The organism is Deltaproteobacteria bacterium (assembly GCA_020848745.1).
Classification (GTDB): Bacteria; Desulfobacterota; Binatia; order UTPRO1; family UTPRO1; genus UTPRO1.
The window spans coordinates 24288-42349 of the sequence record JADLHM010000043.1 but is presented as its reverse complement, the minus strand read 5'-3'; the positions used below and the strand labels follow the sequence as shown (position 1 = coordinate 42349).

The following is an 18062-nucleotide window of genomic DNA, read 5'->3' as shown; positions in this document are numbered from 1 at the left end:
GTGGTGGCTAGGTCCCGCGCAAGAAAGCGTCGCGAACTCCGTCAGGTCCGAAAGGAAGCAGCGGTACCGACTCCCTTTCTGTGCCGCGGGGGCGCCTAGCTGCCACCTCGAGCGGACGACCGTCGCCTGCAACCGACCCGCGATGGTGGAGACCCGCGAACCCTCTTCGAGGACACGGCGATGGCGTACTTGGTACTGGCCCGGAAGTGGCGGCCGCAACGATTCGAAGACGTGGTGGGCCAGGATCACGTCACGACCACGCTCAGGAACGCCATCACGCAGGGCCGGATCGCCCACGCCTTTCTCTTCTCGGGCCCGCGCGGCGTCGGCAAGACGACGATCGCGCGCCTCCTCGCCCGCGCGCTGAACTGCGAGCGGGGGCCGACCGCCGAGCCCTGCGGCACGTGCGGGAGCTGCGCCGACATCGCCGCCGGAAGCGCGCTCGACGTGGCCGAGATCGACGGCGCCTCGAACACCGGCGTCGACAACATCCGCGATCTGAACGAGGCGGTGCGCTACCGGCCCGCCTCCGGGCGCTTCAAGATCTACATCATCGACGAAGTCCACATGCTCTCGACCGCGGCCTTCAACGCGCTCCTGAAGACGCTGGAGGAGCCGCCCGAGCACGTGAAGTTCATCTTCGCGACGACCGAGGTGAACCGCCTGCCGCCGACCGTCGTGTCGCGCTGCCAGCGCTACGAGTTCAAGCGCATTCCGATGCCCGAGCTGCTCGCGCGCCTCAAGCAGATCGCCGCCGACGAGAAGATCGAGACCAGCGACGCCGCGCTCTTCGCGCTCGCCCGCGAGGCCGACGGCAGCATGCGCGACGCGCAATCCCTGCTCGATCAGGTGATCGTCTTCGCCGGGAAGACCATCGGCGAGGCGGAGGTGCGCGCCGCGCTCGGGGTCGCCGACCGCTCGGTGCTGCACCGGACGACCGAGGCGATCCTCGCGCGCGACCCGGCGACGTGCCTGCAGGCGGTCGAGGAGCTGCACCGCTACGGCTACGAGGTCGGACAATTCTGCCGCGACCTCGTCCGGCAGCTGCGCAACCTCACGGTCGCGGCGCTCTTCGCCGACGCGGGCATGCTGACCGATCTCCCCGACGCCGAGGTCGAGGAGACGATGCGGCAGGCGACGCTGCGGTCGAGCGACGACCTGCAGCGGCTCTTCCGTATGGCCCAGGTCGGCGCGGACGAGATCCGGCGCTCGATCCTGCCCGCAGTCATGCTCGAGATGACGCTGGTGAAGATGGCGACCATGCCCGACGCCGCGCCGCTCGATCAGCTGCTCGCGCGCCTCGAGGCGATGGAACGTCGTCTCGGCGGGGGCGCCCCCGGGGGCGGCCCGCGTCCCGCGAGCGGCGCGCCGGCCGCGGCGCCGAGCCCCGCGCGGCCGCCGGCACCGGGCGCCGGCCCGTCTCCACGCGCCGATGCGGCGTCGGCGGCGAGCCCGCCGCGTCCCGCGCCGCCGCCGCGACCGCCAAGCGCGGCCGCGGCGCCGCCCGCCGCGGACCCGGCGGGGAACGGCGGCAAGGGATGGGATGGCTTCCTCGCCGCGGCGCAGAGCAAGATCAGCCTGAAGGTGTATCTCGCCGGGAGCCGCCTCCTCGAGGAGACCGGCGACACCCTGCACATCGGGGTCGAGAACGACCTCGCGATGCGGGCGCTCAAGGATCCCGACAGCGCAGCGGCGCTGCAGGAGATCGCGTTCCGGGCCTACGGCGGTGCGCGGCGCATCCTCGTGAGCGTCGCCAAACCCCCCGCCGAGGAGATCGCGATGCGCATGGCCGCCGAGGACGCGCGGCGGCGCGAGATCAGCGAGCGCGCGGAGCGCAGCACGAGCGTCCGAGCCGCGGTCGACATCCTCGGCGGCGAGATCACCGAGGTGCGGCCGCGCGGCCGCGGAGGGAAGACATGAGCTTCGGAGACATCGGGAACATCATGAAGCAGGCGCAGCAGCTCCAGGAGCGCCTCGCCCAGGTCCAGGAGGACGTCGCCCGCCGGACCGTCGAGGCCGCAGCGGGCGGCGGGATGGTCAAGGTGAAGGTCAACGGCAAGCACGAGCTGCTCGCGATCACGATCGACCCCGCCGTGCTGAAGGAGGACGTCGAGCTCGTGCAGGATCTCGTCCTCGCGGCGGTGAACGAGGGCCTCCGCAACGCCCAGCGGATGGTCGCCGAGGAGATGACGAAGGTGACCGGCGGCCTCAAGATCCCCGGGCTCGGCTGAGGCGACGCCCGCATGGCCTACACCCCCTCGATGACCCGGCTGATCCAGCAGCTCTCGAAGCTCCCGGGCATCGGCGAGAAGACCGCGGCGCGGCTCGCCTTCCACCTCCTGCGCGCCGACCGCGGCCTCGCTGACGGCCTCGCCGAGGCCCTCAAAGCGCTGAAGGAGCAGACGCGGCTCTGTCAGACCTGTCACGGGCTCACGGAGACCGACCCGTGCCCCATCTGCGCCAACGGCGAGCGCGCCGCCGACGTGATCTGCGTCGTCGAGGAGCCCGCGGACCTGATCGCGATCGAGCGCTCCCGCGGCTTCCGCGGGCGCTACCACGTGTTGCAGGGCGCGCTGTCCCCGCTCGACGGGGTCGGGCCGGAGGACCTCCAGATCGGCGGCCTGCTGCAACGCCTGCGCGGCGATACCGTGCGCGAGGTGATTCTCGCGACCAATCCCACCGTCGAGGGCGAGGCGACCGCGCTCTACCTCGCCCGGCTCATCAAGCCCCTCGGCGTGCGCGTCACCCGCATCGCGCACGGCATCCCGATGGGCGGCGACGTCGAGTACGCCGACGTCGTGACCCTCGGTCGGGCGCTGGACGGCCGGCGGGACATGTGACCCGAATGCCCGCGGCGCGTCCGCCGAACGGGCCCCAAGGAGGACAGGCATGCGAAGATTGACGATGGCCGGGGGTGCGCTCCTGGCCGGTGTGATGATCGGAACGACGCCGCGGATCGCCGCGGCCGACGACGTCCTGGCGACGGTCGGGACGAAGAGCTTCACGCGCGCCGAGATCGAGGCGCAGGTGAAGCCCAAGCTCATCGAGATCGAGGCCCAGAAGTACGAGATCCTGCGCGAGGGTCTCGACGAGGCGATCGCGCAGGAGCTCTTCACGCTCGAAGCCGCGGCGCGCAAGGTCACGCCCGCGCAGCTGGAGGAGGACGAGGTCGCGAAGAAGGTGCCGGCGCCGAGCGACGCCGAGATCCAGAAGCTCTACGACGACAACAAGGAGGACCTGCAGGGACAGACGCTCGAGCAGGTGAAGCCGCAGATCGTCGAGTACCTGAAAGCCGAGAAGGGCCAGGCGCGCCGGCTCGCGTTCATCCAGGAGCTGAAGGCGAAGTACAAGACCGTCGACAAGCTGAGGGCGCCGACGGTCGAGGTCGCGACGGCCGGCCGCCCCGAGCGCGGCGGCGCCAAGGCCCCGGTCACGATCGTCGAGTTCTCCGACTATCAGTGCCCGTTCTGCAAGCGCGGCGAGGACTCCGTGCAGAAGGTCGTCGACACGTACGGCGACAAGGTCCGCGTCGTGTTTCGCGACTACCCTCTGCCGTTCCACGAGCGCGCGCGGCCGGCGGCGGAAGCGGCGGCCTGCGCCAACGCCCAGGGGAAGTTCTGGGAGTACAACAAGAAGCTCTTCGCCAACCAGAGCGCGCTCGGCGACGACAACCTGAAGCAGTACGCCAAGGATCTCGGTCTCGATACGGCGAAGTTCGACGAGTGCTACGCGAAGAAGCCCTACAGCGCCGCGATCGACAAGGACCTCGCCGACGGCGTGATGGCGGGGGTCAACGGCACGCCCGCGTTCTTCATCAACGGGCGCGCGCTCTCCGGCGCGCAGCCGTTCGAGAAGTTCAAGGAGATCATCGACGAGGAGCTGGCGGCGGCCGCCGCGAAGCCCGCGTCCTGATCCGGCGGTGAGCGCGGAGGAAGCGCCATGGCGAGAAGCGAGACGCGTCGAGCGGCCTCGGGCATCCTGACCGCGGTCCTCGCGGTCCTGGTCTCGGGCTGCAGCCCGCAAGCCGTCGTACCGCGCTGGGATCCCGTCGCCTTCCGCGACCTCTCGACGCTCGAGTTTCTGACGGTCGGCGCCGACGAGGGGCCGCACTGGTCGACGGTGTGGCTCGCCGTCGTCGACGACCAGGTCTACATCCGGCTCGGCACGCGGGCGGCCGGCCGCATGCAGGCCAATACGACGACCCCGTTCGTCGACGTCCGGATCGGCGGTCGCGAGTACCGGCGGGTGCGGGCCGTCGAAGCGCCGGAGATGGCGAGCCGGGTCGCGACCGTGATGGGCGCGAAATATCCGAGCGACCTCCTGATCCGTCACGTCCCGCACCCGCTGACGATGCGGCTGGAGCCCGACGCGGCGAGCACGTCGTGAGCGCGGCCGTCGAGCGGATCACGATCACGGCCGGCGGCCGCACGATCCCGCTCGAGATCTTCCCGCGCGCGAGCGGGGAACGCGGCCCGGCGGTGTTGGTGCTCTCGGAGATCTTCGGGCTGAACGACGACATCCGGCGCATCGCGCGGCGCTTCGCCGCCAACGGCTACCTCGCCGCCGCGCCGGATTTCCTCGCGGGAGGCTGGCACCTCGGTTGCGTCGTCCGGGCCGCCCGCGACCTGCGGGCCGGCGAGGGCGCGACGGTCGCGGTCCTGGAAGCGGCGATCGACGCGGTCGCCGCCCGTCAGGACGTCGCGCGCGTCGGCGTCGTCGGCTTCTGCATGGGCGGCGGCTACGCGCTCCTGCTCGGGACGCGCGTGCCGCTCGGCGCCGCCGGCGTCTTCTACGGCGACGTCCCCGGCGCGGAGGCGCTGGCCCGCGCCTGCCCGATCGTGGGCGGCTACGGAGGACGCGACCGCATCTTCGCCCCGCAGGGCCGCCGCCTGATCGCCGGCCTCGACGCGCTCGGCCGCACACACGACGTGGTCGTCTACGAAAACGCCGGCCACTCGTACATGAACGACGCCGGCCATCCGCTTCTCGCGACGCTCACGCGGCCGCTCATGGCGGTCGCCTACGACGCGGCCGCGGCCGAGGACTCCTGGCGGCGCATGCTCGCGTTCTTCGCCCGCCACCTCGTGGAGGCGCCCCAGGGATGACGCCGACGCCGGCGCCGCGGCGCTACGCCGTCTCGCGGCTCGCCGCCCCGAGCTCCGCCAGGATGCGGTTCGCTTTCCCGGCGTCGCGCGCGTAGCCGAGCGCCGCGTAGGCGGCGCGGGCGACCTCGGCGTGGCGCGCCGCGCCCTCCGCGTCGCCCATCGCCTGCGCGAGGGTGGCGCGACCCAGGCTCGTCGCGGCGAGCCCCGACCGCGAGCCGATCGCCTCCGCGAGCGTATGCGCGTGCGCGTACCAGCGCGTCGCGTCCGCCCAGCGCGATGGCCCGAGCCGCGTGGCCACGTCGCCGAGGGCGAGGGTGCAGCTCAGCTCCCGCAGGCGGCCCCCGGCGTTCTTGTACGAACGCTCGGCGCACTGTTCGGCGCGCTTCGCCTCGTCGATCACGAGCAACGCCTCGCAGATCGTCTGGCAGCTGAGCGTCTCGATGCCGGTGAGCGGGACATTCTCGAGCAGCTCGACGTGGCGATCGCCGCTGATCGGCTCGTCGAGCTCGTGCCGCGCGAGGATGCCGAGCGCCGCCGCCAGGCGCAGGTGCGACACGCTGCCGATCGCGCGTGCGATCTCGAGGCTCCGGTCGGCCCATTCGCGCGCCCGCTCGTACTCGCCGCGCGCGAGGTACATGAGGGAGAGGGTGACGGCGGATCCGCTCTGCACCGTGCGATTCGGATACGCGACGGCCGCGGCGTAGGTCTCCTGGGTCGCGGCGAGGCCGCGCTCGAGGTCGTCGGCGTGGAAATGGAGGCGGTCGCGCATGAAGCGCGCCCCGAGGTAGATGTCGCGCCGTTTCCCCTCCAGCGGGACGGTGGCCCGCTCCAGCGCGCCGATGACGCCTTCGGTCCGCGCGCGGGCGTCCGCGAAGCGACCGTCGAAGAGATAGTCCCAGGCGAGCGCCCGCGAGATCCGGATGGTCGCGAGCTCCAGCCCCGCGCGCTCCGCGATGCCGAGCGCCTGCTCGATGAGCGCTTGCCCCGCCGGAAAGTTGCTCGGGCCCCGGCCGCTGATCATGAGACCGTGCAAGGCGCAGAGCTCGGCGAGGTTCTCCGCGTCCCCGAGCTCCTCGGCGAGCTCGCGACCCCGCCGCGCCGCCTCCTCGGGATCGCCGTGGTCGAAGATCCCGTAGATCACGTTCATGCGCAGCACGGCGAGCGCGGCCTCCACGACGACGCGCTTGTGCTCCGCGGCGTCCGGATCGGCCGCGAGCGCCGCCGTGGCGAGGTCGTAGGCGCTGCGATAGAAGCGCGCCGCCGCGTGGAACGACGGGACCCGCTCGGCGTCGCGCGCGGCGCGCAAGACGGCCTCGATCGCCTTCTCGCGATGCTCGCTGCGCGTGTAGTGGTGCGCCAGCAGCGCCGAGCGCTCGGCGTTGGGATCGCCGGGCATGGCTTCGATCATCCGCCCGATGCGATCGTGCAGCTCGCGGCGCTGGCGCAGGAGGAGGCCCTCGTAGGCGACCTCTTGAATGAGGCTTTCCCCGAAGCGGAACTCGTCGCCGACGAGCAGGCTCTTGCGGTGGATGATGCCGCGCTCCTCGAGCATGGCGAGCTCGGCGTTCACGTCGATGCCCTCGTCGACGAGGAGCTCCCGGAGCTGGTCGCGCTGAAACTGTCGTCCCAGCACCGCCGCCACCTGGACGACGCGCTTTCCCTGCGCCCCCAGCCGGTCGAGGCGGGCGCTGACGAGCTCTTCCACCGTCCCGGGCATGCGGATCTCGTCCACTGGGCGCGTGAGCCGCACCTGCCCGTCGCTGCGCAGCAGGGAGCCCTCCTCGACGAGGGCGCGGGTGATCTCCTCCGTGAAGAAAGGGTTGCCCTCGGCCTTCTGCACGATGAGGCCCTCGAGCCGGCCGGGAAGCGGACCGCCCGCGACGCCGCGCACGACCTCCACCGTCTCCTCGTCGGAGAGCGGGCCGAGCGTGAGCTGCGTGAACGCGGACTTCACCCGCCAGCCCGGCTGGTGCTCGGGCCGGTGGCTCATCAGGATCATGAGGCGCTCGCGCCTCGTCGTTCCGACGGCCAACGCGAGCATCTCGCGCGCCGGCTCGTCGATCCAGTGCACGTCCTCGATGATCACGACGACCGGAGCCTGCTCGCTCGCCTTGTAGACGAGCTCCGAGACGGCCTCGAAGTGCTCGTACTTCGACGCCTCGTCCTCGGACGACTCGCCGTCGCTTCCGGCGCCGCCGAGGTCCATGACCTGGCAGAGCGACGGATAGCGCCCCACGAGCTCGGCGGCGCTGGCGCCGAGCCGAGCCGAGATCTTCTCGCACGCCTCGTGCTCGCCGTCGTCGCTCGTGATCCCGAAGTACTGGCGCAACATGGCCACCCACGGCGCGTAGGGCACCGCTTGCGTCATCGCCGAGCAGCGCGCCTCGAAGAACACGACCGGCACCTCGGCAAGCCGTTGCTTGAACTCGTAGATCAGCCGCGACTTGCCGCTGCCGGCGTCGCCCACGATCGTCACGACCTGCGGGAAGCCGCCGGCGAGGCGATCGAAGCACGCGATCAGCTGCGCCAGCTCCTCGATGCGTCCGACGAGCGGGGTCAGGCCGCGCGCCTCGGCGACGGCGATCGCGGTGGTCGTCGCGGAGAGGCCGCGGACCTCGTGCGCCACGACGGGCTCGCGCTTGCCCTTCACCGCGAAGCGCCGCGCCGGCATCACCTCGAAGAAGCCGCGCACGAGCCGATGCGTGGCGTCGGAGATCAGCACCATGCCGGGATCGGCGACCGACTGCAGACGCTGCGCGAGGTTGGTGGTGTCGCCGATCGCCGTGTAGTCCATCTTCAGGTCGCTGCCGACCGTGCCGACCACGACCGGTCCGGTGTGGAGGCCGATGCGCACCTGGAGATCGATCGCGCAGCCGCCATGCCCGCGTGCGTTCATCGCCGCCAGCGCGTCGCGAATGGCGAGCGCCGAGTAGACGGCGCGATAGGGCGCGTCCTCGTGCGCGACCGGCGCGCCGAAGACCGCCATCGCTCCGTCGCCCGCGAGATGGGTGACGATACCCTCGACGCGATACACCTCGCGGAAGACGACCGCCATGTACTCCTCGAGGAGATCGCGAAACTCCTCGGGATCGAGCCGCTCGGCGATCGACGTGGAGCCGACCAGATCGCAGAACATCACGGTCACGAGCTTGCGCTCGCCCGCGACCACGCCCTGGCTCGCGCGGATCTTGGCCGCCAGGGTTTCCGGAATGGCCGGCGCCGCCGGGCGCGCCGGCTCGACGCCGGCCCCGCTCGGCCGGCCGCCTCCCGCGGCCTCCGCCGGCGCCGGCGTTCCGCACTCCGGGCAGAAGCGGAACCCCGGGTCGATCGTGCCGCCGCAGTTGGTGCACGCGAGCGGCGCGCGGGTGCCGCACGCGTGACAGAACTGCTTGCCGGGAATCAGCGCGGTCTGACAGTTGACGCAGCGCACGGGGCGACCGTGGCCTCTGTCCGCCGGTGAGTCAAGAACGCGGGCGCGCGTCCGGAACGAGACAGGAGTGGATGCTGCTCTCGCCGGGAATCTCGCCGGCGAGCGTCCGGATGGCCCGCTCCGCGTCCGCGAGGGCGAAGTCGTGCGTGTGCATGCGCGCGAGCGGCACGCGCCCCGACTCGATCAGCCGGATCGCCGCGTCGTAGGCACGCGCCGTCACGCCGAACGCGCCGTGGATCGTGACCTCCTTGACGACGGCGAAGTCGCTCACGAAATCCGGCACGGGCTTGAAGCCCTTCACGCCGGCCAGCACGATGCGGCCGCTGGTCGCGACGTAGCGGAGCGCGTCGGCGACGGGCGCGGTTGCGTACGACGACACCTCGAGCACGACGTCGGCGCCGTGCCCGTTGGTGAGCTCGCGCACCCGCCGCGCCGCATCCTCGCGCTCGACGTCGATGACGTGGTCGGCGCCGAGCTCGCGCGCGAGCGCGAGCTTCGCCCCGTCACGCGCGAGCCCCGTCACGATGATCGTGTCGGCGCCGGCGGCGCGGGCGGCGACGACCGAGGCGATCCCGCGCTGTCCCGGACCGAGGATCAGGACGACGTCACCGGGGCCCGTGCGCGGGATCTCCACCGCCCAGCGGAAGCCCGCGCCGAGCGGATTGAACATGACGGCCAGGCTCGCAGGAATGTCCGCGCGCACCTTGTGCACCACCGAGCAGGGATCGAGGTACATGAAGTCGGCGTAGCCGCCCCAGAGTCCCGGCGGGTGGGAGAGCCGCACGTAGCCGTGCGCGAACATCGTCCCGCGTCCGCGGCAGAGGTGGTACCGGCCCGCGAGGCAGGTGCGGCAGCGGCTGCACGGGATCGGCGCCTCCACCGCGACGCGATCGCCGACGTCCACGCCCCAGCGCTCCGCCGCCCGGTCGCCGATCGCCGCGATGACGCCGAGCGGCTCGTGTCCGGGCACCACCGGCAGCGGCACCGGAATCGTCCCGGTGTACTGCTCGACGTCGCTCCCGCAGATGCCGCACGCCTCGATCCGCAGGATCGCGCCGTCGTCGTCGATGGGCGGAATCGGCAGCTCGCGGAGCACGAGCTGGCGCGGTCCTTCCTGGACGACGACCCGGCTCGTGCGCGGCAGCACGTCAGCGCGCCCGCCGGCCGAAGACGCCGAGGCCGAACGCCAGCACCAGCCCCGCCACCAGTGGCAGGGCCGTCTGCATCCACGGGGTCCGCCGGAACGTCGCGAGCATCTGCGCCCACCCGACGCTCGGCCACTCGCGACCGGCCGCCCGGGGCGCGCCCCCGAGCACGTCGATGCGGACGTCGGCGAACCAGGCAGTCCCGGTGTTGAGATTCGCGTAGCTGCCGAGGCGGAGGCAGACGTCCCAACTGCCGAGGTCGCCGCTCTGCGCGCTCACCTCGACGCGTTGCCAGTCCTGCGTACCCTTCACGTCGACGGAATCGGCGATGCGCGGCTCGATCGCGATCAGCGCCCCGGCCGTCGCGAGGCCGACGCTCTCGGTCTTCACCCGCGCCGAGACGCGATACGAGGCCCCGGGAGTGACGGGAATCGTCTGACAGAGCCGGGCGTCGTTCGGGCCCCGATTCACGATCCGGACGATGCCCGATCCGTCCCCCGCCGCCTCCCACCCGACCTCGGAGAGATCGCGTGCCCAGGCTTCGAGTCGCCAGCCCGTCGGCATCCCGTCGGACGCCGCCGTGAAGGCGCCGTTCTGCAGCGGCGCGGCGCCGGCCGTCGTCACCGCGGCCGCGGCCAGCAGGAGGCCGCGCGCGACGCTCAGCCGTCCCATCGTCGCAGCACCAGCGACGCGTTGGCGCCGCCGAACCCGAACGAGTTGCTGAGCGCGTACCGCACGTCCGCACGCCGCGCCTCGTGCGGCACGTAGTCGAGGTCGCACGCGGGATCCGGATGGTCGAGGTTGATGGTCGGCGTGACGATCCCCGTCGCGAGGGTCTTCGCCGCGATCATCGCCTCGAGCGCGCCCGAGGCGCCGATCAGGTGTCCCGTCATCGACTTGGTCGCGCTCACCGGGATGCGCTGCGCGCGCTCCCCGAACACGAGCTTGATCCCTTGCGTCTCGTTCACGTCGCCGAGCGGCGTGGAAGTGGCGTGGGCGTTGATGTAGTCGATCGCGTCCGGCCCGATGCCGGCGCTCTCGATCGCGGCCTGCATGCAGGCCGCGACGCCGACTCCATCCGGCAGCGGCGCGGCGATGTGGAACGCCTCGCTGCCGGTCGCGTAGCCCACGACCTCGGCGTAGATGCGCGCGCCCCGCGCCCGCGCGTGCTCCAGCGACTCGACCACCACGACGGCGGCGCCCTCCGAGAGCACGAAGCCGTCGCGATCGCGATCGAAGGGCCGACTCGCCTTCTCGGGCTCGTCGTTGCGGAAGGAGACCGCCTTCGAGTTCGAGAAGCCGGCGACCTCCGTGCCGTTGATGAGCGCGTCGGTGCCTCCCGCGAGCACCACGTCGCAGGTCCGGTCGCGGATGTAGCGCCAGGCCTCGCCGATCCCGTTCAGCCCCGACGCGCAGGCGTTGCCGATCGTGAAGTTCGGCCCGCGCACCTGGAGGCGGATCGCGACCTGCGCTGCCCCCATGCTGCTGGTGATGGCGGTGATGTAGAACGGCGACACCGCGCCCGGACCGTTCGCCAGGAACGCGGCCACGGTGCGAAAGATCGTGCGCCCGCCGCCGTCGTTGTTCCCGAGCAGCACGCCGATCCGGCGCGAGTTGTCGGGCGTAATCTCGAGCTTCGCGTCCTCGACGGCCATCACGGAGGAGGCGACGGCGTAGCGCGCGAAGTCGTCCATGCGCTTCAAGTGCTTCGTCGGAATCCAGCGCCCGGCCTCGAAGCCGCGCACCTCGCCCGCGATCCGACACTGCTGATCGGACGCATCGAAGAGCGTGATCGGTCCGATGCCCGACCGTCCGGCGCACGCGCTCTCCCAGATGGCGTCGATGCCGGTACCGATCGGCGTCACGCCCCCCATCCCCGTGATCACGACCCGCGGCGTGGACATCGGGGGGTATCTAGTGGCCGCGCTTCACAGCGTCAAACCGGGTCGGCGCGATCCGCATCCGTCATGGGTGATCGCGGCGGAGCTCGCGCAGGATCGCCGACGTCGCCGGCGATTGGTTGAGCGTGTAGAAGTGGATACCCGGAGCGCCGCGCGCGAGGAGCTCGCGGCATTGCCGGATGGCGTAGGCGATGCCGACCTCGCGCGCTCCCGCCTCGTCGCCGCGCGTCCGGTCGAGGTCGGCCTGCAGGTCGGCCGGAATCGCCGCGCCGGAGAGCTTCGCGATGCGCTCGATCTGGGCGACGTTGGTGATGGGCATGATCCCGGCGACGATCGGCAGGTCGATGCCGCTCGCCCGCGCCCGCTTCACGAACGAGAAGTAGTCGGCGTTGCGGTAGAACATCTGCGTGATGAGCAGATCGACCCCGGCGTCGACCTTGGTCTTCAGGTTCTGCAGATCGACCTCGGCGGACGGCGCCTCGGGATGCTTCTCGGGGTACGCGGCGCCCGCCAGGCAGAAGTCGAAGCCGCCCTCCTTGAGAAAGCGGACGAGCTCGCAGGCGTGGGCGAACCCGTCGGGCGGGCGCACGAAGTCCGGCTGATCGGCGGGCGGGTCGCCGCGCAGCGGCAGCACGTTCTCGATGCCGGCGTCGCGGATGCGCTCGAAGATGCGCCGCATCTCGAGCCGCCCCGCGGTCGCACACGTCATGTGCGCCATGGCCTCGACGCCGACCTCGTGCTTGAGGCGCGCCGTCAGCTCGATCGTCTTCTCCGCCGGCTTCCCGCCGGTCTTCGTGACCGAGACGAAGCTCGGGCCGAGGTCCTTCAGCCGCTGCACCGTCTCGACGAGCCTCTGCTCTCCGTCGCCCGTCTTGGGAGGGAAGAACTCGAAGGAGAAGACCGGCCGGCGGCCCGTGAAGAGGTCGCGAATGCGCATGGGCCCGCCAGCTTACTACAGAGATGGGCATCCCGCGCCAGCGGCAATCCGATGCGCCCGCGTTTTTTCGACGCCCGCCGGATGCTAGGGTGCCTCCCATGGGCGTCGAGCGGGACCGGCGGAACGACGGCGAGGGGACGGCCGTCGAGACGCGCACCAAGACGCGGCTCAAGAAGCCGCGCATGTACAAGGTGCTCCTGCACAACGACGACTACACGACGATGGAGTTCGTCGTGTTCGTTCTGCAAGGGGTTTTCCACCATTCGGAGTCGGACGCGACCCGCATCATGCTGCATGTGCACAAGAGCGGGGTGGGGGTCGCGGGCGTCTACACGCGTGAGGTCGCCGAGACCCGCATCGCGCAGGTCGAGGCGTTGGCGCGCAAGCACGAATATCCGCTCCGCTGCAGCATGGACGAGGCCTGATGCGCATCAGTCGAGAGCTCGAGATCAGTCTGGCCCTGGCCGTCAGCGAAGCGCGCCGGCGGCGGCACGAATTCCTCTGCATCGAGCACGTGCTCTACGCCCTGCTGCACGACGCCGACGTGGCCGGGATCGTGCGCCATTGCGGCGGCGACGTGGACGAGCTGAAGCAGGAGCTCGAGCGCTTCTTCGACGAGAAGCTACAGCGCCTGCCGGACGGCGCCGACGTCTCGCCGGAGCAGACGATCGGCTTCCAGCGGGTGATCCAGCGCGCCGCCGCGCACGTGCAATCCTCGGGCAAGGACGAGATCCTCGGCCGCAACGTGCTGGTGGCGATCTTCCGCGAGCCCGACTCGCACGCGGCCTACCTGCTCGATCAGCAGGGCATCACCCGCCTCGACGTCGTGAGCTACATCTCGCACGGCGTCTCGAAGATCGCGGAGGAGGGAGACGTCGTCGAGGGCGAGCCGTCGGAGAACGAGGAGGACGACGAGGCCGAGGCGCCGAGCCGCAAGCGCGACCCGCTCGCGCTCTTCGCCGTCGATCTCGTGGCGCGCGCGGCGGCGGGCAAGATCGATCCGCTGATCGGCCGCGACGACGAGCTGGCACGGACGGCCCGCGTGCTCTGCCGCCGCCGCAAGAACAACCCCGTCTTCGTGGGCGAGCCCGGGGTCGGCAAGACGGCGCTCGCGGAAGGACTGGCCCTCCAGATCCACGAAGGCCTCGTCCCCGACGCGCTCAAGACCGCGCGCGTCTACGCCCTCGACATGGGGGCGCTCCTCGCGGGTACGCGCTTCCGCGGCGACTTCGAGCAGCGCCTGAAGTCGGTGATCGCGGCGCTCCGCAAGATTCCCGGGGCGATCCTCTTCATCGACGAGATCCACACCGTGGTCGGGGCGGGCGCGACGAGCGGCGGCTCGCTCGACGCCTCCAACATCCTGAAGCCCGTGCTCGCCTCGGGCGAGCTGCGGTGCATCGGCGCCACGACCTACCAGGACTTCAAGAACCACTTCGAGCGCGACCGCGCCCTGGCGCGCCGCTTCCAGAAGATCGAGATCCCCGAGCCCACGACCGAGCAGGCGCATGAGATCCTGAAGGGCCTCAAGTCCCATTACGAGGAGCACCACGGCGTCACCTACACGCGGGCCGCGCTCCGTGCCGCCGCCGAGCTCTCGGCCAAGCACATCAACGACCGCCACCTGCCGGACAAGGCGATCGACGTGATCGACGAGGCCGGCGCCATCGTGCAGATGCAGCCGGTTGCGCAGCGGAAGAAGACCGTGCGGGTGAAGGAGATCGAGCACGTCGTGGCGACCATCGCCCGCATTCCGCCGCGCAGCGTCTCCACCTCCGACCGTGACCGCCTCGCGACGCTCGAGCGCGACCTGCAGCTCACCGTCTTCGGGCAGGACCAGGCCATCGGCTCGCTGGTGTCGGCGATCAAGCTCTCGCGCGCCGGGCTCGGTCAGCCGGAGAAGCCCGTCGGGTCGTTCCTGTTCGCGGGGCCGACGGGCGTCGGCAAGACCGAGGTCGCGAAGCAGCTCGCGTCCGCGCTCGGGATCGCCTTCATCCGCTTCGACATGAGCGAGTACATGGAAGCGCATACGGTCTCCCGGCTCATCGGAGCCCCGCCGGGCTACGTCGGCTTCGACCAGGGCGGGCTCCTCACCGACGCGATCCGCAAGACGCCGCACGCGGTGCTGCTCCTCGACGAGATCGAGAAGGCGCACCCGAACCTCTTCAGCATCCTCCTGCAGGTGATGGACCATGCGACCCTCACCGACAACAACGGACGGCAGGCCGACTTCCGCCACATCATCCTCATCATGACGACCAACGCCGGCGCCCACGAGATGGCCGCCAACGCGATCGGCTTCGGTGGGCGTTCCAATGCCGATCAGGGCGGCAAGGCGATCGAGCGGCTCTTCAGCCCCGAGTTCCGCAACCGGTTGGACGCGATCATCTCCTTCGGGGCGCTGCCGATGCCGGTGATCGAGCGCGTCGTCGACAAGTTCATGATGGAGCTCGACGTCCAGCTGAACGAGAAACGCGTCTTCGTCCACATGACGCCGGAGGCGCGCCGCTGGCTGGCGGAGAAGGGGTACGACCCGACGTTCGGCGCGCGCCCGATGGCGCGCCTCATTCAGACGGAGATCAAGCGCGTGCTCGCCGACGAGATCCTCTTCGGACGCCTGAAAGGCGGCGGCCGGGTCGCGATCGCCGAGGGCGACGGCGCGCTCGCCTTTGAGTACGCCCCGCCGCCCGAGGAGGCGCCGCGGGTCACCGTCGACGAGACCGCCGGTGACGACGCCGCCCACGACGAGGACTGACCCGCCGCGCTCGGGTCACTCGCGGCCGTCGCGGCGCAGTGCCGTCTGCGCGTCGAGCCACCCGATCTCGCGCGCGACGGCCCGCCGTTCGTCCACCAGATAGCGTCCCACCGCGTCCGCGAGCCGCGGGTCGCCGAGGAAGTGCATGCTCGTCGTCGCGCGCGCGTCGAAGCCGCGCAGATGCTTGAACTCACCGCCGGCCCCGGGCTCGAAGCGCGTCGCGCCGAGCGCCAGCGCCAGCTCGATCGCGGCGTAGTAGCAGACGTTGAAGTGCAGGTGGCGAACGTCCTCGAAGGCTCCCCAGTAGCGCCCGTACAAGGCGTCGCGCTTCCATACGTTGAACGTTCCGGCGACGATCCGGCCCCGCCGCCGGGCGACCACGAACGCGAGCCGCCGCTTCCAACGCCGCCGCAGGAGCTCGAAGAGCTTCGCGTTCAGGTACTGGTGCCCCCACGCGAACTTCTCGACGGTCGAACGGTACAGGTCGAACATCGGCGCGAAGAGCTCGTCGGGGATTGCATCGCCGACGTGCGTGGAGATGACGACGTCCTGCGCCGCCAGCTCGCGGCGCTCGCGACGCACCTGATTGCGGCGCTTGCTGCGGAGCGCCGCGAGGTAGTCGTCGAACGTGCGCCAGCCCGGGTTGATCCACTGGAACTGGTAGCCGTCGCGCCGCACGTACCCGAGGGCCTCGAGCGCGTCGGCCTCGTCGGGCAGGCAGAAGGTGACGTGGACCGACGAGTACCCCTCCTCGCCGCAGAGGTCGCGGAGCGCCGTGGCGAGCGTCCGCACCACGCGCCCGCGGTCGGCGCCGGGGTGCGACAAGAAACGCGCCCCGGTCGCCGGCGTGAACGGCGTCGCGACGAGGAGCTTCGGGTAGTACCCTATCCCGGCCCGCACGGCCGCCTGCGCCCAACCGTGGTCGAACACGAACTCGCCCTGGCTGTGCCCCTTCACGTAGAGCGGGCACGCTCCGACGAGCCGTCCGCCGTCGTCGTGGAGCGCCAGGTGCTGCGGCAGCCACCCGGTCCGTTCGCTTACGCACCCCGCTTCCTCGAGTGACGCGAGCCAGGCCCATTCGAGGAACGGCGAGGCGTCTTCCGCCAGCGCGTCCCATGCGTCCGGCTCGACCGCGCGGAGATCGTTCAGGATCGTGAGCTTCATGAGCGCGGCGCCGCGAAATCGCGACTCTATCCGAGGCTCCGCGGCGCCACTAGAAGGGAAGCCGCGCTCGCATTGACTTCTCTCGGCGCGGCCGGGATCACGGGGGGCGACCAGGAGGTGCGGCGATGAAGACCGGTACGGTACAGGTACGCGGCATGACGTTCCACACGCTGGAGGAGGGGGAGGGGCCCCTCGTGCTCTGCCTGCATGGGTTTCCCGATCACGCGCGCTCGTTCCGCCACCAGCTGCCGGCCCTCGCCGCCGCCGGCTACCGCGCGGTCGCGCCGGCGATGCGCGGCTACGCCCCGACGGGTGCGGCGCCCGACGGCCACTACCAGACGGCCGCGCTCGCCGAGGACGTCGTGGCGCTCATCGAAGCGCTCGGCTACGAGGACGCGATCGTCTTCGGGCACGACTGGGGCGCGCTGGCGGCGTACGGCGCGGTGTTGGCGGCGCCCGGTCGCGTGCGAAAGCTCGTGACCGCCGCGGTGCCCTACGGCGCGCAGGTCGCGGCGGCCTTCATGACCAACTACGACCAGCAGCGCCGATCCTGGTACATGTTCTTCTTCCAGACGCCGTTCGCCGACATCGCGATCGCCCACGACGACTACGCATTCGTCGACCGGCTCTGGCGCGACTGGTCGCCGGGCTGGCGCCTCCCCGCCGCCGAGATGGCGGCGCTCAAGGAAACCTTCCGACAGCCGGGCGTCGCTTCGGCCGCGCTCGGCTACTACCGCGCCATGTTCGATCCGACCCGTCAGGATCCCGCGCTCGCAGCGCTTCAGAACCGCATGATGAGCGATCCGATCGAGGTGCCCGGGCTCGTGCTGCACGGCGCCGACGACGGCTGCATGAGCGCCGAGCTGGTCGAGGGCATGGCCGCGTACTTTCCGCGCGGCCTGCGTGTCGAGATCGTGCCGGGCACGGGGCACTTCCTGCACCAGGAGGACCCGGCGCGCGTGAACGCCTTGATCCTCGACTTCCTCGGCGCCGCGGCGGACTAGAAGTTTCTAGCGCCCGGGCGCCGGCTCGCCGCCGTCGTCGCCGGCCCCGGCCTCCTCGAGCGTCCCGAGGCGGCTCTCGATCGCGTCGAGCCGTGACTCGACGCGGGTGAGGGCCCGGCGCAGCTCCTCGACGGTCCCGTCCGGCGTCGCCGTCGGCGCTGCCGGACGGGCGGCGACCGACCCCGGCGCGGGCGGCGGCGCGAGCACGAGCTGTGAGGGATCGTGGAGCGCCATCTCCGGTTTTCCCCGGTAGGCCGTAACGGTACCGCTCACGCGCACGACGTGGTCACGGATGCGCGCCTCGAGGTCCCGCGGGAACTTGTCGCGATCGCCGGCCAGGATCGTCGCCGTGAACCCCGCGAAGTTCGGACTGAACGCGACCACGGTGGCGAGGGGCGACTCGTGGATCGCGGCGACCCGGCCCTCGACCGTGACCTGCCGTCCCACGTAGTCGCCCGCACGGCTCCCTGCCACGAGGATGCCAGGTGCCGAGGCCGCCGGAGGCGCGGGAGACGCCGCCGCCGCAGGTGCGTCCGGATCGGCGGCGCGCACCGCGCTCGCGGCCAGCAGCACGAGCCCAGCAGCCGAGAGCGCGCGTCGGCCGATTCGCATGCGCTGCATCCT

The 18062-nt window shown here is 71.3% G+C and carries 16 protein-coding genes and 1 other RNA gene; 10 read left to right on the top strand and 7 right to left on the bottom strand.

Annotated features, from left to right (window positions below; genetic code table 11):
- The first annotated feature begins 5 nt into the window (after positions 1–5).
- The 7 genes from ffs to IT293_05595 all read left to right on the top strand — a co-directional run bounded on the left by ffs (position 6) and on the right by IT293_05595 (position 5105).
- Positions 6–104, top strand: an RNA gene (gene ffs / locus IT293_05625) — signal recognition particle sRNA small type.
- 76 nt (positions 105–180) lie between these two features.
- Positions 181–1920: a DNA polymerase III subunit gamma/tau gene (gene dnaX, locus IT293_05620; GenBank protein ID MCC6764124.1), complete on the top strand. Its 1740-nt coding sequence runs from the start codon at positions 181–183 to the stop codon at positions 1918–1920.
- Positions 1917–2231, top strand: a complete 315-nt coding sequence (locus tag IT293_05615; GenBank protein ID MCC6764123.1) for a YbaB/EbfC family nucleoid-associated protein — start codon at positions 1917–1919, stop codon at positions 2229–2231. Before dnaX ends, IT293_05615 begins: the two co-directional genes overlap by 4 nt.
- A gap of 12 nt (positions 2232–2243) precedes the next feature.
- On the top strand, positions 2244–2840 hold the full coding sequence (gene recR, locus IT293_05610; protein ID MCC6764122.1) for a recombination protein RecR: 597 nt from the start codon (positions 2244–2246) through the stop codon (positions 2838–2840).
- A 49-nt stretch (positions 2841–2889) separates the two neighbouring features.
- Complete coding sequence (locus IT293_05605) at positions 2890–3912, top strand: thioredoxin domain-containing protein (protein MCC6764121.1); 1023 nt, start codon at positions 2890–2892, stop codon at positions 3910–3912.
- A gap of 27 nt (positions 3913–3939) precedes the next feature.
- Complete coding sequence (locus tag IT293_05600; protein MCC6764120.1) at positions 3940–4386, top strand: hypothetical protein; 447 nt, start codon at positions 3940–3942, stop codon at positions 4384–4386.
- A complete protein-coding gene (locus IT293_05595) occupies positions 4383–5105 on the top strand; it encodes a dienelactone hydrolase family protein (protein MCC6764119.1) in 723 nt (240 codons plus the stop codon). The genes IT293_05600 and IT293_05595 overlap by 4 nt, the downstream gene beginning before the upstream one ends.
- 22 nt (positions 5106–5127) lie before the next feature.
- On the opposite strand, the gene IT293_05590 is transcribed toward IT293_05595, so the two are convergent.
- The 5 genes from IT293_05590 to metF all read right to left on the bottom strand — a co-directional run bounded on the left by IT293_05590 (position 5128) and on the right by metF (position 12518).
- Positions 5128–8535 (bottom strand): AAA family ATPase, encoded by a 3408-nt coding sequence (locus IT293_05590; protein MCC6764118.1) that lies wholly within the window; start codon positions 8533–8535, stop codon positions 5128–5130.
- A gap of 31 nt (positions 8536–8566) precedes the next feature.
- Positions 8567–9682 carry a zinc-binding dehydrogenase gene (locus tag IT293_05585; protein MCC6764117.1) on the bottom strand — a complete coding sequence of 372 codons (1116 nt, stop codon included), beginning with the start codon at positions 9680–9682 and terminating at the stop codon, positions 8567–8569.
- 1 nt (position 9683) lies between these two features.
- Positions 9684–10352 (bottom strand): hypothetical protein, encoded by a 669-nt coding sequence (locus tag IT293_05580; GenBank protein MCC6764116.1) that lies wholly within the window; start codon positions 10350–10352, stop codon positions 9684–9686.
- A complete protein-coding gene (fabF, locus tag IT293_05575; GenBank protein ID MCC6764115.1) occupies positions 10340–11584 on the bottom strand; it encodes a beta-ketoacyl-ACP synthase II in 1245 nt (414 codons plus the stop codon). The genes IT293_05580 and fabF overlap by 13 nt, the downstream gene beginning before the upstream one ends.
- Positions 11585–11645: 61 nt before the next feature.
- Positions 11646–12518: a methylenetetrahydrofolate reductase [NAD(P)H] gene (gene metF, locus IT293_05570; protein MCC6764114.1), complete on the bottom strand. Its 873-nt coding sequence runs from the start codon at positions 12516–12518 to the stop codon at positions 11646–11648.
- A 98-nt stretch (positions 12519–12616) separates the two neighbouring features.
- Between metF and clpS the strand changes: the two genes are divergently transcribed.
- Both clpS and clpA read left to right on the top strand, forming a co-directional pair.
- Positions 12617–12943, top strand: a complete 327-nt coding sequence (clpS, locus tag IT293_05565; protein ID MCC6764113.1) for an ATP-dependent Clp protease adapter ClpS — start codon at positions 12617–12619, stop codon at positions 12941–12943.
- Complete coding sequence (clpA, locus tag IT293_05560) at positions 12943–15270, top strand: ATP-dependent Clp protease ATP-binding subunit ClpA (GenBank protein ID MCC6764112.1); 2328 nt, start codon at positions 12943–12945, stop codon at positions 15268–15270. The genes clpS and clpA overlap by 1 nt, the downstream gene beginning before the upstream one ends.
- 15 nt (positions 15271–15285) lie before the next feature.
- On the opposite strand, the gene IT293_05555 is transcribed toward clpA, so the two are convergent.
- Positions 15286–16434, bottom strand: coding sequence for a GNAT family N-acetyltransferase (locus IT293_05555; protein MCC6764111.1), 1149 nt, complete (start codon positions 16432–16434; stop codon positions 15286–15288).
- Positions 16435–16559: 125 nt separating this feature from the next.
- On the opposite strand from IT293_05555, the gene IT293_05550 reads away from it, so the two are divergent.
- Positions 16560–17438 carry an alpha/beta hydrolase gene (locus tag IT293_05550; GenBank protein ID MCC6764110.1) on the top strand — a complete coding sequence of 293 codons (879 nt, stop codon included), beginning with the start codon at positions 16560–16562 and terminating at the stop codon, positions 17436–17438.
- Positions 17439–17444: 6 nt separating this feature from the next.
- Here IT293_05550 and IT293_05545 read toward each other — a convergent pair whose 3' ends face one another.
- Positions 17445–18050 carry a hypothetical protein gene (locus tag IT293_05545; GenBank protein MCC6764109.1) on the bottom strand — a complete coding sequence of 202 codons (606 nt, stop codon included), beginning with the start codon at positions 18048–18050 and terminating at the stop codon, positions 17445–17447.
- Positions 18051–18062: the final 12 nt, after the last annotated feature.